The 15,000-nt window shown below is 73.2% G+C and carries 13 protein-coding genes; 10 read left to right on the top strand and 3 right to left on the bottom strand.

Annotated elements, in window-relative coordinates; genetic code table 11:
• Positions 1–155 precede the first annotated feature (155 nt).
• The 3 genes from ACFVZW_RS29075 to mug all read left to right on the top strand — a co-directional run bounded on the left by ACFVZW_RS29075 (position 156) and on the right by mug (position 3,048).
• Entirely contained in the window at positions 156–935 is a 780-nt protein-coding gene (locus ACFVZW_RS29075) for an SGNH/GDSL hydrolase family protein (protein ID WP_384527247.1), read from the top strand.
• A 122-nt stretch (positions 936–1,057) separates the two neighbouring features.
• Positions 1,058–2,491, top strand: coding sequence for an adenylosuccinate lyase (gene purB, locus ACFVZW_RS29070; RefSeq protein ID WP_384527244.1), 1,434 nt, complete (start codon positions 1,058–1,060; stop codon positions 2,489–2,491).
• On the top strand, positions 2,488–3,048 hold the full coding sequence (gene mug, locus ACFVZW_RS29065) for a G/U mismatch-specific DNA glycosylase (protein WP_384527250.1): 561 nt from the start codon (positions 2,488–2,490) through the stop codon (positions 3,046–3,048). Before purB ends, mug begins: the two co-directional genes overlap by 4 nt.
• Before the next feature lie 247 nt (positions 3,049–3,295).
• On the opposite strand, the gene ACFVZW_RS29060 is transcribed toward mug, so the two are convergent.
• On the bottom strand, positions 3,296–3,664 hold the full coding sequence (locus tag ACFVZW_RS29060; protein WP_384527240.1) for a hypothetical protein: 369 nt from the start codon (positions 3,662–3,664) through the stop codon (positions 3,296–3,298).
• A 143-nt stretch (positions 3,665–3,807) separates the two neighbouring features.
• Here ACFVZW_RS29060 and ACFVZW_RS29055 point away from each other — a divergent pair, with 143 nt between their 5' ends.
• Complete coding sequence (locus tag ACFVZW_RS29055) at positions 3,808–4,965, top strand: ROK family transcriptional regulator (RefSeq protein ID WP_383552553.1); 1,158 nt, start codon at positions 3,808–3,810, stop codon at positions 4,963–4,965.
• A 154-nt stretch (positions 4,966–5,119) separates the two neighbouring features.
• Here the strand turns inward: ACFVZW_RS29055 and ACFVZW_RS29050 are convergent, their stop codons facing one another.
• Both ACFVZW_RS29050 and ACFVZW_RS29045 read right to left on the bottom strand, forming a co-directional pair.
• Positions 5,120–5,860, bottom strand: coding sequence for a GntR family transcriptional regulator (locus ACFVZW_RS29050; RefSeq protein WP_384527236.1), 741 nt, complete (start codon positions 5,858–5,860; stop codon positions 5,120–5,122).
• Positions 5,861–6,107: 247 nt separating this feature from the next.
• Positions 6,108–6,992: an RNA polymerase sigma-70 factor gene (locus tag ACFVZW_RS29045; RefSeq protein WP_384527233.1), complete on the bottom strand. Its 885-nt coding sequence runs from the start codon at positions 6,990–6,992 to the stop codon at positions 6,108–6,110.
• A 115-nt stretch (positions 6,993–7,107) separates the two neighbouring features.
• Between ACFVZW_RS29045 and ACFVZW_RS29040 the strand changes: the two genes are divergently transcribed.
• The 6 genes from ACFVZW_RS29040 (at position 7,108) to ACFVZW_RS29015 (ending at position 14,970) form a co-directional block, all read left to right on the top strand.
• Positions 7,108–7,938: an alpha/beta fold hydrolase gene (locus tag ACFVZW_RS29040; protein ID WP_384527230.1), complete on the top strand. Its 831-nt coding sequence runs from the start codon at positions 7,108–7,110 to the stop codon at positions 7,936–7,938.
• 337 nt (positions 7,939–8,275) lie between these two features.
• A complete protein-coding gene (locus ACFVZW_RS29035; RefSeq protein WP_384527227.1) occupies positions 8,276–9,865 on the top strand; it encodes an alkaline phosphatase D family protein in 1,590 nt (529 codons plus the stop codon).
• A gap of 80 nt (positions 9,866–9,945) precedes the next feature.
• A complete protein-coding gene (locus ACFVZW_RS29030) occupies positions 9,946–10,368 on the top strand; it encodes a hypothetical protein (RefSeq protein WP_384527224.1) in 423 nt (140 codons plus the stop codon).
• Positions 10,365–10,679: a winged helix-turn-helix domain-containing protein gene (locus ACFVZW_RS29025; protein ID WP_384527221.1), complete on the top strand. Its 315-nt coding sequence runs from the start codon at positions 10,365–10,367 to the stop codon at positions 10,677–10,679. Before ACFVZW_RS29030 ends, ACFVZW_RS29025 begins: the two co-directional genes overlap by 4 nt.
• A 164-nt stretch (positions 10,680–10,843) precedes the next feature.
• Entirely contained in the window at positions 10,844–12,250 is a 1,407-nt protein-coding gene (locus ACFVZW_RS29020) for an SWIM zinc finger family protein (RefSeq protein ID WP_384527218.1), read from the top strand.
• Positions 12,247–14,970, top strand: a complete 2,724-nt coding sequence (locus ACFVZW_RS29015; protein WP_384527215.1) for a DUF6493 family protein — start codon at positions 12,247–12,249, stop codon at positions 14,968–14,970. Before ACFVZW_RS29020 ends, ACFVZW_RS29015 begins: the two co-directional genes overlap by 4 nt.
• The last annotated feature ends 30 nt before the right edge of the window (positions 14,971–15,000 follow it).

Below are 15,000 nucleotides of genomic sequence, written 5' to 3'. Positions count from 1 at the left end.
CGCAGCACCTCCCACTCCAGCGGGTGGGGGGCGCCGGGGGGGGGGGCCCCCGGCGGCCCCCCCACGGGGGGGGGCGGGCGCCCGGCGGCGCGGGGGCCCCCGCGGCCCCCCGGCGGATCGACATCCGCATACCAAGCGGTATGATCTCTCCCGTCATGGAGATGAATGCCACCTACACAAGCCTGGTCGCCGTCGGCGACAGTTTCACCGAGGGAATGTCGGACCGGCTGCCCGACGGGACCTATCGGGGGTGGGCGGACCTCCTCGCGACCCGGCTGGCCGCCCGTACCACCGGCTTCCGGTACGCGAACCTCGCTGTACGGGGGAAGCTCATCGGCCAGATCGTGGAGGAGCAGGTCGACCTGGCCGCCGCCATGAAGGCGGACGTGGTGACCCTGGTCGGCGGCCTGAACGACACACTGCGGCCGAAGTGCGACATGGGCCGGGTGAAGGGTCTGCTCACCGAGGCGGTCGAGAAGCTGGCGCCGTCCTGCGGGCAGCTCGTCCTGATGCGCAGCCCGGGCCGCAACGGTCCCGTCATGCAGCGCTTCCGCCCGCGCATGGAGGAGCTCTTCGACTACGTCGACGAGCTCGCCGCCCGGCACGGCGCCCTGGTGGTCGACCTGTACGGAGCGCCCGCACTCGGCGACCCGCGCCTGTGGGACGTCGACCGGCTCCATCTGACCGACGAGGGCCACCGCCGCGTGGCCGAGGCCGTGTGGCAGGCGCTGGGCCTGGCCCCCGGGGACGACTGGCGGACGCCGCTGCCGCCGACCGCGCCCCCGGGCTGGGTGACCCGCCGGGTCGGCGACGCGCGGTTCGCCAGGGAGCACCTGGGCCCGTGGATCGGCCGCCGCCTGACCGGCCGCTCCTCGGGCGACGGCCGCCCGGCCAAGCGGCCGGAGCTGCTTCCGTTCGAGCCGCCGACGGCGTAAGGGCGTCCGGGGGAGCGCACCGGACTCCCCCGGACGCATGCGCACGTGACGGGCGTCTCGTAGCAAGAGACAAACCGGGCCGTGGCGCTGGCCTGCAGAAACCGCCAGTAGAATCTGGTCACGTGACTGCCAAGCCTCGCATCCCCAACGTCCTGGCCGGCCGCTACGCCTCCGCGGAGCTCGCCGTCCTCTGGTCCCCCGAGCAGAAGGTGAAGCTGGAGCGTCAGCTGTGGCTCGCCGTGCTGCGTGCCCAGAAGGACCTCGGGATCGAGGTCCCGGACGCGGCCCTCGCCGACTACGAGCGTGTCCTCGACCAGGTCGACCTCGGCTCCATCGCCGAGCGCGAGAAGGTCACCCGGCACGATGTGAAGGCCCGGATCGAGGAGTTCAACGCCCTCGCCGGTCACGAGCACGTCCACAAGGGCATGACCTCCCGCGACCTCACCGAGAACGTCGAGCAGCTGCAGATCCGGCTCTCGCTGGAGCTGATGCGGGACCGCACGGTCGCCGTCCTGGCCCGCCTCGGCAAGCTCTCCGGCGAGTACGCCGAGCTCGTCATGGCCGGCCGCTCGCACAACGTCGCCGCCCAGGCCACGACCCTCGGCAAGCGTTTCGCCACGGCCGCCGACGAGCTGCTCGTCGCCTACGGCCGCCTGGAGGAGCTGATCGCCCGCTACCCGCTGCGCGGCATCAAGGGCCCGGTCGGCACGGCCCAGGACATGCTGGACCTGCTCGGCGGCGACGCGGCCAAGCTGGCGGATCTGGAGCAGCGCATCGCCGGGCACCTCGGCTTCGCGCACGCCTTCACCTCGGTCGGCCAGGTCTACCCGCGCTCGCTCGACTACGACGTGGTCACCGGTCTCGTGCAGCTGGCCGCCGCGCCGTCGTCGGTCGCCAAGACGATCCGCCTGATGGCCGGCCACGAGCTGGTCACCGAGGGCTTCAAGCCCGGCCAGGTCGGCTCCTCCGCGATGCCGCACAAGATGAACACCCGCTCCTGCGAGCGCGTCAACGGCCTCATGGTCATCCTGCGCGGCTACGCGTCGATGACGGGCGAGCTGGCGGGCGACCAGTGGAACGAGGGCGACGTCTCCTGCTCGGTGGTCCGCCGGGTCGCGCTGCCCGACGCGTTCTTCGCGCTCGACGGCCTCCTGGAGACCTTCCTGACCGTGCTCGACGAGTTCGGCGCGTTCCCGGCCGTCGTCGCCCGCGAGCTGGACCGCTACCTCCCCTTCCTCGCCACGACCAAGGTCCTGATGGGCGCCGTCCGCGCCGGGGTGGGCCGCGAGCTCGCCCACGAGGCCATCAAGGAGAACGCCGTCGCCTCGGCCCTCGCCATGCGCGAGCAGGGCGCCGAGCGCAACGAGCTGCTCGACAAGCTGGCCGCCGACGAGCGGATCCCGCTGGACCGCGCGCAGCTCGACGCGCTGATGGCGGACAAGCTGTCGTTCACCGGTGCCGCCGCCGACCAGGTCGCCGCCGTGGTCTCCCGTATCGAGGAGATCGTCAAGCAGCACCCGGAGGCCGCGGCGTACACCCCCGGGTCGATCCTCTGACCCGGTTCACCCCGCAGGAGCTCGAGGCCGCCCGCGACCGCGTCATCCCCGACGTGGCCGCGGGCGGCCTTTCCGTCCTCTTCTGCGGGATCAATCCGGGGCTGATGTCGGCGGCGACGGGCCACCACTTCGCACGTCCCGGCAACCGCTTCTGGCCCGTGCTCGAACTGTCCGGCTTCACCCCGCGGCTGCTGAAGCCGGCGGAGCAGGACGAGTTGCTCGCGTACGGACTCGGCATCACGAACGTGGTGGCGCGGGCGACCGCGCGGGCCGACGAGCTGAGCGGCGAGGAGTTCCGGGAAGGCGGCCGGCTGCTGACCGAGCGGGTCGAGCGTCTGCGTCCGCGGTGGCTGGCGGTGGTCGGCATCACGGCGTACCGGACGGCGTTCGGGGAGCGCGGCGCCGCCGTCGGTCCGCAGGAGCGGACGATCGGGGAGACCCGCATCTGGGCACTGCCCAACCCGAGCGGGCTGAACGCGCGCTGGACGCTGTCCTCCATGGCCGAGGAGTACGGGCGGTTGCGCGAGGCGGCGGGGGTTCCGGACCGGCGGCCGTAGACGTAGGTGTACGTGCGGCGGATCGTCGGGTGTTGCCCGGCGGGCGGTCGGTCAGTCGGTCACGGCGGGGCGAGGCGCGTCGAGGACCGGCGGGCATGGCGGACCCGCGGCGCCGTCGGTCACGGCTGGCTCAGTCACGGCGGGCCTGTCACGGCGGGCCTGTCACGGCGGGTCGGTCACGGCTGGCTCAGTCACGGCGGGCCTGTCACGGCGGGTCAGTCTCGGTGGGTCAGTCTCGGTGGGTCTGTCACGGCGGGTCGGTCTCGGTGATCCAGGCCAGGAGCCGGAACTCCCCCTCGCCGCACCGCGTGAGGCCGAGCGCGACCCAGTGGGTGTCCACGCGCCAGAGCTGGATGTCGGGCACCGACGTGCTGATCAGTGCCCAGGGCTGCGGCATCGCCTCGCCCGCGCCGACGCGGGCGAGCAGTCCGTACAGGCCCACCAGGTGCGGCGGACCCCAGCGGGCCTCCAGGAGCAGCGCGAGCGCTTCCCGTTCGGCCTCCGCCTGCTCCTCCGTGGGTTCTTCGACGGCTAACTCGGTCATGTGGAAGCCCTCGGCGGGGAAGGCGCGGGCGCGCAGCAGATCGAGGGCGGTGAGGTGCTGTGCGAGCGTCATGGGTCCAGTAAACCGGCCGGCTCTGACAGCCGGCGCCCCGTCAGGCCACCCGCCCGCCGATGCCGGGCACGGGCGACGCTCGCCGCCCTCCGGTCCATTGAGTAACATCCGCCAGACACGCGTACGAGCTGGGAGGACACACTGTGGGGCGGCTGACCGGCGGGGATCCGTCGCTGCTGCGGCGGATCAACTCCGCGGTGGTACTCCATGCTCTGCGGGGCGCCGACGCGCTCACGCTCACGGACCTGACCCGGATCACCGGGCTGTCCCGGCCGACGGTCGAGGGCGTGGTCGAGGGGCTCATCGTCGGAGGTCTCGTCGTCGAGGCGGCGCCCGAGGAGGGCGAGGCCAGGCGGCAGGGACGACCCGCGCGAAGGTTCCGCTTCCGGGCGGAGGCCGGGCATCTGCTGGGCATCGAGATCGGCCCGCACCGGGTCGCCGCGCTGCTGTCGGGTCTCGACGGGCGGATCATCGGCGCGGGGGCCCGTGAGGTCTCGGAGACGGCTCCGGAGGACGAGCGCCTGGAGCGGGTCCGCACGGTCGTCGCGGATGTGCTGCGCAGGGCCGGGGTGGCCCGCTCCAACCTGCGGGCGGTCGGTGTCGGCACGCCCGGGATCGTCGAGGCGGACGGCACGGTCCGGCTGGGCACGGCGCTGCCCGGCTGGACGGGCCTTGCGCTCGGGGAACGGCTGCGACGGTCGTTCCGGTGCCCGGTGCTGGTGGAGAACGACGCGAACGCTGCGGCGGTCGCGGAGCACTGGAAGGGCGCGGCGACCGACTCCGACGACATCGTCTTCGTGCTCGCCGGACTGAGCCCGGGCGCGGGCTCCCTCATCGGGGGTCGTCTGCACCGCGGTTACGGCGGGGCGGCCGGGGAGATCGGGGCGTTGCATCTGCTCGGCCAGGGGGTCACCCCCGAGCACCTGCTGTCGACGACGGACGAGCCCTTGCACCCGCTGGACGAACAGGCGGTCACCGAGGTCTTCGCACTGGCCCGGCAGGGCGACGCGCAGGCGGAGGCGGCGGTGGAGCGTTTCACGCAGCGTCTGGTGCACGACGTGGCTGCGCTGGTGCTGGCGCTCGACCCGGAGCTGGTGGTGATCGGCGGCTGGGCGGCGGGCCTGGACGGCGTACTGCAGCCCCTGCGCGACGAACTGGCCCGCTTCTGCCTGCGCCCGCCGCGCGTGGTCCTGTCGATGCTGGGCGAGGCGGCGGTGGGCACGGGCGCCCTGCGCCTGGCCCTGGACCACGTGGAGGAACAACTCTTCGCGGTGGAGGGCACGGTGACGGCCCGTCGCTGACGGGGCGCGGCCGCGAGCTCGGCCCGGGACGCGGACCACGGCGGCCCAGGAGCAGGGTCGCCCCCGCCCGAAACGCCGCGAGCCCGTGAGCGGACCGCCTCAGCGGTGCCCCTCACGGGCTCGGTGCGTATGGGGAAGCCGGTGGTCGGCTACCTCAGGACGCCATCACCAGGTCGCCCGAGTCGCCGAACGTCAGGCGGCAGGTGTCCGCGCGGTACGTGGCCACCGAGACCGCTGCCGTGCGGCCCTCGGAGAGGTAGCGGGTCGTGACGACGAGGACCGGGGCGCCAGGGAGGCGGTCCAGTTCCTTGGCGTCGTCGGCGCGGGCGGAGCCGAGCTCCACGGCGCGGTCCTGGCCGTCCAGGGCGAGGCGCTGGAGTTCGCGCAGCACGCTGCGGGCGCGGGCCGGGCCGGACGGGGTGTCGATCGCGGTCAGCTCGGGGACGGAGCCGGACGGCACGTACAGAAGCTCGGCCGCGACCGGCTGGCCGTGCGTGACGCGCAGGCGGCGTACGACGTGCACCTGCTCGTCGGGCTCGATGTCCAGGAGGCGGGTGACGGACGCGGGGGCCACGGCGGTGGCGGAGTCCACGGACTGCCAGGTCTCCTCGGCCACACCGGGCCAGCTGTGCTGCGTGGTGGAGACGTCCACCCCGACACGGGGCGGCGCGACGGTGGTGCCGACTCCGCGACGACGCTGCAGGCGGCCCTCCAGCTCCAGCTGCTCCAGGGCCTGGCGGAGCGTGGCCCGGGCGACGCCGAAGCGCGCGGCGAGCTCGCGCTCGTTGGGAAGGATCTCGCCGACCGCGAAGTCGGAGTCGAGCGCTTCGCCGATCACGGTCTTGAGGTGCCAGTACTTCGGCTCCGGCACCGTCTCCAGCTGCGTGGTCCCCACCCTGATCCTCCGCAATCGCCGTGTCCCCGGCGGTTTTCCGCGCCCTTGTTTATTAAAGGTTCCTGCACTATCTCTGCGACCATAAAGCGGCACACCCCCTTGGTCAAGACCAATCCTGACCCGGATGCCCGTGAATGCGGCCCTCTGGCGTAGATCGTTCACAGGACGTTCGCGCCGCCGTGAGCCCTGCGCAGCAAAGTGCCCCGCCTCCGGACCGGAGACGGGGCACATGAGGCGGACCGAAGGATCAGCCGTTGCCCACGGCGTGGAGTTTGTCCGGGTTGCGAACGATGTAGACGCACTGGATGCGCCCGTCCTGTACCTCGATCTGGAAGACCGAGTCGGGCTTGCCGTCGGCGAGGACGAGCAGCGCGGGGCCGGCGTTGAACTCCATGAAGCGGAACTCGTAGAGGTTGTCCGCGTCCTGGCTGACCGCGGCGAGGAAGCGGCCGACCTTGTCCGCGCTCTCGATGATCCGCAGCGGCGCCTTGGACTTGCCTCCGCTGTCGCCGACGAGGCGGACGTCGGGCGCGAGCAGGTCCAGGAGTTGTTCGAGGTCCCCGCCGGCCGCGGCGGCGAGGAAGCGCTCGGTGAGGTCGCGCCGCTCGGCCGGGTCGACGTCGTAGCGTGGCCTGCCCTCGTCGACATGGCGGCGGGCCCGGCCGGCGAGCTGGCGGACGGCGGCCTCGGAGCGGTCGAGCGCGGTGGCGATCTCCCCGTAGGGGAAGCCGAAGGCCTCGCGGAGCACGAAGACCGCGCGCTCCAGCGGCGAGAGGGACTCGAGGACGACGAGCACGGCGACCGAGACGGAGTCGGCGAGCATGGCGCGCTCGGCGGTGTCGGGGACGGCGGGTCCGAAGTCCGTGACGACGGGTTCGGGGAGCCAGGGTCCGACGTACGACTCGCGGCGGGCCTGGACCTGGCGGAGCCGGTCGAGCGCGAGGCGGGTGGTGATGCGTACGAGGAAGGCGCGCGGCTCGCGGACGTCGTCGCGGTCCGCGGCCGTCCAGCGCAGCCACGCCTCCTGGACCACGTCCTCGGCGTCGGCGGCGCGGCCGAGCATGCGGTAGGCCACGCCCATGAGCATCGGCCGGTGTTCTTCGAAGACGTCGGTCAGGGTGTCGGTCGCCACTCCCCCATCCCATCCGACCGGCCGGACTCTGTCCAGTTCCGCCGAGGCCCTTGAACTCCTGCCTACTGAGCGGTAATCCTTGCTGACAGGGTGTCTAAGTCAGGGAGTCAGGCGTATGTCCGAGCAGATCTCGTTCACGATCGAATCCCCGCGCGGTCCGCGGAGCGTGTCCCTGACGTACGAACGCAGGGGCGCGGGTGAGCCGCTGCTGCTCCTCCACGGCATCGGCCACCACTGGCAGGCGTGGGAGCCGGTGCTCGACATCCTCGCCGCCGAACGCGACGTCGTCGCGGTCGACCTGCCCGGCTTCGGCGCTTCGCCCGCGCTGCCGGAGGGCCTCGACCACGACCTGTCGACGGTCGTGCCGGTGCTCGGTGCCTTCTGCGAGGCCCTCGGGATCGAACGGCCGCACGTGGCGGGCAACTCCCTCGGCGGGCTGCTCTCCCTGGAACTGGGCCGGGAGAAGCGGGTGCGCTCGGTCACGGCGCTCTCCCCGGCCGGATTCTGGTCGGAGAGCGAGCGCCGGTACGCCTTCGGCACGCTGCGCGCGATGCGGGCCGCCGCACTCTCGATGCCCGTACCCCTGATCGAGCGGCTGTCCCGCAGCGCCGCCGGGCGCACGGCGCTGACGAGCACGATCTACGCACGTCCCGGGCGCCGCTCACCCGAGGCGGTGGTCGCCGAGACGCTCGCGCTGCGCGAGGCCACCGGCTTCCGGGAGACGCTGGAGGCCGGCCGGACCGTGCTGTTCGCGGACGACGTCTCCGCCGTGCCGGTCACGATCGCCTGGGGCACCCGCGACCGGCTGCTCCTGCGCCGACAGGGCGTCCGCGCCAAGCACACGATGCCCGGGGCCCGGCTCGTGCGACTGCCCGGCTGCGGCCATGTCCCCATGAACGACGACCCGGCGCTCGTCGCGCGAGTGATCCTCGACGGCAGCCGCTGACGGCTTCAACCGCACGAACAGGCCCGACCCCGAGGGCCGCGCCGCCGTCCACGACGATGGCGCCCGCGGCCTCCCACACCCGGTCTCCACGGCCGTCGGGACCCGCAGGAACGCGCCGCCGTCCACGACCTTGGCGCCGGGTTGGTGGGAGCGGCTGTGCAGCGTGCGGATGGCGACGGAAGCGCGGGGCGGCGCTGAGGAGCGAGGGACCTCGGGCTGGGCCGAACAGGCGTGACTCCGGTCTGTTCACGCGGGGTTCGTGTGTCCGCCGTCCCTTGCCGTTAGGCATGAGGACGGCACAACGGACCCACCCGGCTCAGCACTTGGAGGCGCTTCGATGTCCTACTCCGTCCCCGGCGGCTCGTCCCCCGCCCGCCGCAGCGTGCTGCGCGGCTCACTCGCCGCGTCGGCGGCGCTCACCCTCGGCGGCGCCGCGACCGCGGCCCCGGCGCTGGCGCTCTCGGGGCGGCCGCGGGCCGCGTGGGGGGTGCAGACGGGTGATGTGACCTCCTCCTCGGGTCTGGTCTGGGTCCGTTCGGACCGGCCGGCCCGGATGATCGTGGAGACCTCGGCGAGCGAATCGTTCCGTCGTACGCACCGCCACGTCGGGCCCCTGCTCGGCGCGGGCGGCGACTTCACCGGGACGACGGCGTTGCGCGGGCTGCCCGCGGGCGAGCAGATCCACTACCGGGTCACGCTCGCGGACCCGGACGACCCGCGCCGTACGGGCGAACCGGTCGTCGGCACCTTCCGTACGGCACCGGCGCGGCGCCGCGACGGAGTGCGCTTCCTCTGGTCGGGCGACATCGCCGGGCAGGGCTGGGGCATCAACCCGGACATCGGCGGCTTCCGTGCGTACGAGGAGATGCGCCGGCTGAACCCGGACTTCTTCCTGTGCAGCGGCGACACGATCTACGCGGACGGTCCGCTCCAGCCGAGCGTGACCCTGCCCGACGGCCGGATCTGGCGGAACGTCACGACGCCGGAGAAGGCGAAGGTCGCCGAGACGCTGGACGAGTACCGCGGCAACTTCCGCTACAACCTCCTCGATCACAACGTGCGGGCCTTCAACGCGCAGGTGCCGTCGATCGTGCAGTGGGACGACCACGAGGTCCGCAACAACTGGTACCCCGGCCAGATCCTGGACGACCCCCGCTACACGGAGAAGGACGTGGACGTGCTCGCGGCCCGCGCCTCGCGGGCGTTCGCCGAGTACTTCCCGGTCTCCACGCTCCACGCGCGCGGTGGCGCCGCGGACAGCCGGATGCACCGGGTGGTGCGGTACGGCCCGCTGCTCGACGTCTTCGTGCTCGACATGCGCTCGTACCGCAACGCCAACTCCCCCGGCCGACAGGCGGACGACACCACGGGCATCCTCGGCGCCGAGCAGCTGGCGTGGCTCAAGCGTGAACTGAGCCGCTCGCGCGCCGTGTGGAAGGTGCTCGCCGCCGACATGCCGCTGGGCCTCGTCGTCCCCGACGGCGCGGCGAACATCGAGGCGATCGCCCAGGGCGACCCGGGCGCCCCGCTCGGCCGGGAGCTGCAGATCGCGGAGCTGCTGCGCTTCGTCAAGCACCGTCGGATCACCGGCACGCTGTGGCTGACCGCTGATGTCCACTACACCTCGGCCCAGCACTACGCGCCGGAGCGCGCCGCGTTCCAGGACTTCGCACCGTTCTGGGAGTTCGTCTCGGGCCCGCTGGCCGCGGGCGGCTTCCCGGCCAACAAGCTGGACGCCACCTTCGGCCCGGAGCGGGTCTTCGTACGGGCGCCGGAGCGGGCGAACCTCTCGCCGATGGAGAGCCCGCAGTACTTCGGCGAGGTCGACATCGACGGCGGAAGCGGCGAGCTGACGGTCCGGCTTCGCGCGGAGGGCGGAACGGTGTTGTTCAGCAAGGCACTTCAGCCGGGACGCGTCGGTCAGTAGGGCCGACTCCCTCCGTTGTCTCGGCGGCATTTACTTGCCATAGTGGAAAGTAGTTGCTGTCGAGGACGAGGGGGATGGTCATGTCCGCACACACGGACGCGGCGCAGGCGTTGTACCGGTCACGCGCCATGGAGGACGCGGTACGGAAGCGCAGCGGCTGGTACGGGCGGTATCTGCTGGTCTTCGGCGCCACCCAACTCGCCCTGGTGCCGACGGTCCTGCTGTGGCGGAGCCCGCTCGTCATCGCCGTGTCGATGACGCTCTACGCGCTCGTCGTGGCCGGGTTGAGCGTGTACGCGGCCCGGCAGCATGCCGTCCGGCGAAGCTTCGGGTTGCGGCACGGTCTCGTCATCGGGACCTGGGGCGCTCTGTACGCGGCGGCGCTGGCCCTGGGGCTGAACGTGTGGGCGGGCAGCGCCCCGTTCGCCGTGGCCGCGGCCCTGGGCTGCGCGCTCCCGCCCGCGGTCGGGGCCTGGCTGGAGGCGCGGAGGCCCACGACGTGAGCGCCACGCAGAAGCCTGCCGCGCACCCCCGACACGATCTGGAACCGCTGCTGACGTCGCCGGTGCGGCTCTCGGTCGTCGCGTCTCTCGCGCCGCTGGACAAGGCGGAGTTCGCGTTCGTGCGGGATCTGGTGGAGCTGACCGACTCGGCGCTGTCGAAGCAGGTGGCGGCGTTGGAGGAGGCCGGTCTCGTGTCGGTGGACAAGGGCCGGGTCGGACGCCGGCCCCGGACGTGGCTGGCCCTGACGGCCGAGGGACGGGCCGTGTACCGCCGCCATCTGGACGCGCTACGGGCGATCGCCGGGGCCTGAGCGTGGACAGGGCGGGCCTCCCGGCGGTGGGCGAGGGGGCGCGCCTCTCCGGCTGCAGCCGCGGGCGCCGACGAACTGACCTCCCCGCCGCCGAAGGGCCCGTGGAGCGGTCTGCCCTCTGCGGTCTCGGCTGATTGTCAGTGGGGGGTCCTACCGTCCTTTCCATGACGCGATCCGTACAGGCGCTCGCCTATTCACGCCCGTCCGCCCTGGAGTCCTCCGGTGCCGGCCGGTTGCTCGGTCTGGAGACCTCCGGTGGGCTGACACCCGCCGGCGCCGAGGCGCATCCCCGCTTCTTCTCCGGCTTTCTGACGTCCCCGCAGATCGCCGCGCGCGGTCTGCTCGCGGTCGCCGACGTGGCGGCCGCCCGCTACTACCAGCGGATACGACCGGGGTCGCTGGACCCGGTCGTGACGGGGAACGGCGACCGGCTGCGGTTCGAGTCGTTCTCGGGATGCGGCGGCGTGTACGCACGGCTCGACGTGCTCAGCGAGGGGCTCGACGGCGCGGAGACGGGGCACGGCACCACCAATGTCGACGTCAACAACCCGCTGCGCGAGGCGCTGTCCCGGATGACGGGGAGCGACCCGCTGCATCTGCGGGTCGGCACGGACGAGTTGGCGGTGACCACTCTGGAGGGCGCGGTGGTCGAGAAGAAGGTCCCGCTGCCCGACCGCTGGCTGCGTGGCTTCGCCGAGGCGCAGGTGGCGTCCGCCGGATTCGATCTCCGTGCGGAGCTGACGGGCCCGGAGGCGGTGCGGTTCCTGCGCTCGCTGCCCCGCTCGCAGGGCCGGGGTGCCGGTCCCCTGTGGGTCGTCCAGAACGGCCGTACCCTGCGTCCCACCACCCGGCCGGTGCCGGGCGCCGTCTGTCTGCCGGGTCCGGACCGGCTGGTGGCGCTCGAGCGGGTGCTGCGGCACGCGACCGCGCTGCGGGTCTACGGTCCCGTGGCGGACGGCGTCGCCACGGCGAGCGCCTGGGAGGTGGCGCTGCCGGGAATGCGCCTCACACTCACGCTGTCGCCCGATGCGTCTCGGGGGTTCTCCGGCGAGGGCGGTGTCCTGGAGGCGCTGGCCACGGAAGAGGCGGCCCAGGACGCCGAGCTCGTCTCGGTCCTGCTGGCCTGGGAGCCGCGCATCGATCCGGCCGAACTGGCCGCGCAGGCGGGCCTGTCGGTGGACCGGGTGCGCGCCGCGCTGACCCGGCTCGGCACGGCGGGCCGGGTCGGCTACGACGTGGCCGACGCCGCGTACTTCCACCGGGAGCTGCCGTACGACGCGGACCGTGCCGAACGGCACAACCCCCGCCTGGTGGCGGCGCGCGCCCTGGTCGCGGAGGGAGCGGTCGTACTCGACGGCGAACCGGCGACGGTCACCTCCGGCGAACGGCGCTACCAGGTACGGGAGTCCGGAGGGGTACTGAGCTGCACGTGCCAGTGGTGGGCGGACTACCGGGGCCGCCGTGGGCCGTGCAAGCACGCGCTGGCGGTGCGGATGGCCCGGCGCGGTGCGGTGCCGAGTGCCGCGCGCGGGGCAGCCGCCGGTGTCGTGACCGTCGGAGGCGCGCGATGAGCGACGGGATCGACGAGACCGCGCTGAAGGCGCGGCTGACCGCGGCCCGCGAGGGGCGTGCGGTGAACAAGCTGCTGATCACGGTACGGGCGGGACGGGCCGAGGCCGTTCCCGGGCGGCTCAAGGAACTGGGACCCGGCGACCGGAAGGCCGCCCTCGCGGAACTCAAGGCCCTGCGGACCGAGGTCCGCGGCTGGGACTGGGCGCGCTGGAACGAGCAGACGACGGTCCAGCGCGCGCTGCGGGTCGCCGGCGCCGGGTGTCACACGGGTGCGGCGGCCGCGGCGGCCTGGATCGGCGGCCGCGACCTGAACGACTGGGGCCGGTCGACCACCGACCTCGTCCTGGGCGTGCTCGCAGACCGGGATCCCGCGTGGCTGGGCGACGTGGCCCAGAGGCTCGCCGAGCGCCCGGCCGTGGCGGAGGGCGACTATCGGCTGGTCCATGAACTGGTCCTGCGTTCGGGCTGCGCCGTTCCGACGACCGACGGCTACATCCTGGGCTGGACGGGCGAGATGACAGGGCCCCAGTTGCTGGAGCAGCTGCGCGCCGACCCGCAGACGCCGATTCTGGTGCCCCGGATCTTCGACATGATCGAGACGCCCGACCGGCTCACCTGGGCGGCGGGACCGGAGGCCCCGACCCACTGGCCCACCGCGCTCAAGACGCTGGTCGGCGAGGGCGTCCTCGACCGTGCGGGGCTGGTGGACGGCTGTGTCGCGCGGCTGCTGCGCGGCGGAAAGCCGCGCGATCTGCGCTTCCCGCTCGCGCTGCTCCAGCTGCTCGGCACGGACCGGGAGGAGCGGCGCGGCCGGACGGCCGAATGGATCGGCATGGCGACCGACGCTCCGTCGCCCGTCGCGGCCTATGCGCAGGAAGTCCTGGCGGGGCTCGCCGCCGAGGGCGATCTCTCCGTCCAGGACCTGGCCGAGATGTCCGGGCCGGTGCTCTTCCGTACGGAGAAGAAGCTGGTACGGGCCCAGTTGACGTTGCTCGCCAAGGAGCTGCGGCGCAGGTCCGGTGCGGCGGCCGACCTGCTGCCCCTGGTCGCGGACGCGTTCGGACACGAGGACACCGGTATCCAGGAGCGGGCGCTGAAGCTGGTGGGGCGGCACCTGGCGGAGGTGGACGAGCAGGTGCGCGAGGAACTGGCGGGTGCCGCCGCCTCCTTGAGCCCCGTGCACCGGCAGGCGGCCGAGGAGCTGTTCGGCACGGCGACGGACTTCGGGGACGACCTTCCGTACGAGGAGGTCCTGCCTCCGGTGCCGGAGCTGCGGCCGGTGCGGGATCCCGCGGACACGGTCGCGGAGCTCGTCGAGGATCTGGTGGCCGTGTCCAACGGCCGCACGAACGCGCCCGAGGAGTTCGAGCGCGCGCTGGACGGCCTTGTCCGCCACGCGCACCGGGACCGGGAGGCGCTGACGGAGGCGCTGCGGGACGCGTTCCCCGGCGCCTACTGGCTGGACGGGTCGTACGACTTCCCGTACGGCCCGAACGGCGTCGACACCGCCCTCGCTGCTCTCATGGGCGCCTTGCCGCAGTCCCGGATCCACGATGCCCGGGTACGCCACTTCTCCCCCGCGTCCTGTGTGCACGAGGCCCTGGACGCGGTCGTCGACGCCCGCCTGTGGGAGGTCGCGTCCCGGATCGGGACGGACCGGCTGCCGTTCCTCCTCGCCGCCCCCACGTGGCACACCGGAGCGATCAGCCCGTCCGTGCTGGTGGGGCGGCTGCGCGCCTACCAGGCCGCGGGAATCGACCCGGCGCCCACCGACCTCGCGCAGGCCCTGCTGCGGGTCCGCAAGGCCGACCCGGCGGCCCCGGAGGCGGCCGCCGCCGCCTCGGAGCTGGGCACGCGCGCCGGTGAGCGGCTCGCGGACTGGCTCATGGGGGAAGCCTCGCTCGCCCCCGACCTGCGATTCCTGACCCGAGAACGGGACCGGAAGGAAGGGTCGTGGCGGCTGTCCGACCGCGTCGTCTTCAGATTCCGCGAGCGCCGGACCATACGGGAGGAGTTCCCGCCCGTGTTCCGGTGGCTGGGTGGCGCCGAGGCCGAGGCCAACCACCGCTGCCACCGCTGGATCGGCGAACGGGGGAACTGGCCGGGTGTCGTGCCGGACGACCGGGAGGCACTGGCGACCTGGCTGCTTCCCGTGCTCGCCGGCGGGGTCGAGTGGGACGAGCGCGGGGTGTCCTGGGGCCTGACCGCGCTCGCCGAGTCCGACGGGCCGATCGGTCCTGCGACCGATCTCGCGGTGGCGCTCGGCCTCGGCTGCCGACACGCGGAGGACCGGCTGACGGCCGTGGACACGCTCCTCGTCCTGGCCGCCCGGGGCGATCTGGATCCGCAGCGGCTGGGACGGACGCTGGCCGGTCTGGCCGGCGAGGGCACCGTGAAGCCGAACCGCTTCGCCGACGCGGCCCGTACGGCCGCTGCCACCGGTGCGTTCGCGACCACGTGGGCGGTGCTGGCGGGCGCGCTGCCCGGTCTGCTGTCGGCGGAGAAGCCGGTGCGCGGGCTCGGTGAACTGCTGGCCGTGGCCGCCGACTGCGCGGAGCGGTGCGGTGCGAAGGCCGACGTCGCGGGCCTCGACGCGGTCGCCGAGCGCGGCGGCTCGTCCCAGTTCGTGGTGCAGGCCCGGCGGCTGCGGCAGGCGCTGAACAATCAGCCCCACCAGGCCGATCAGGTCACGACACAACCCGTCGAAAACCGCCACTAAGCCCTCAGATCGGCGCTTAACCCGTCAGTC

The sequence above is a fragment of the Streptomyces sp. NPDC059567 genome (assembly GCF_042735655.1).
Lineage (GTDB): Bacteria > Actinomycetota > Actinomycetes > Streptomycetales > Streptomycetaceae > Streptomyces.
Note: the sequence above shows the minus strand (reverse complement) of the source record. Positions and strands in the feature narration are given on the sequence as shown.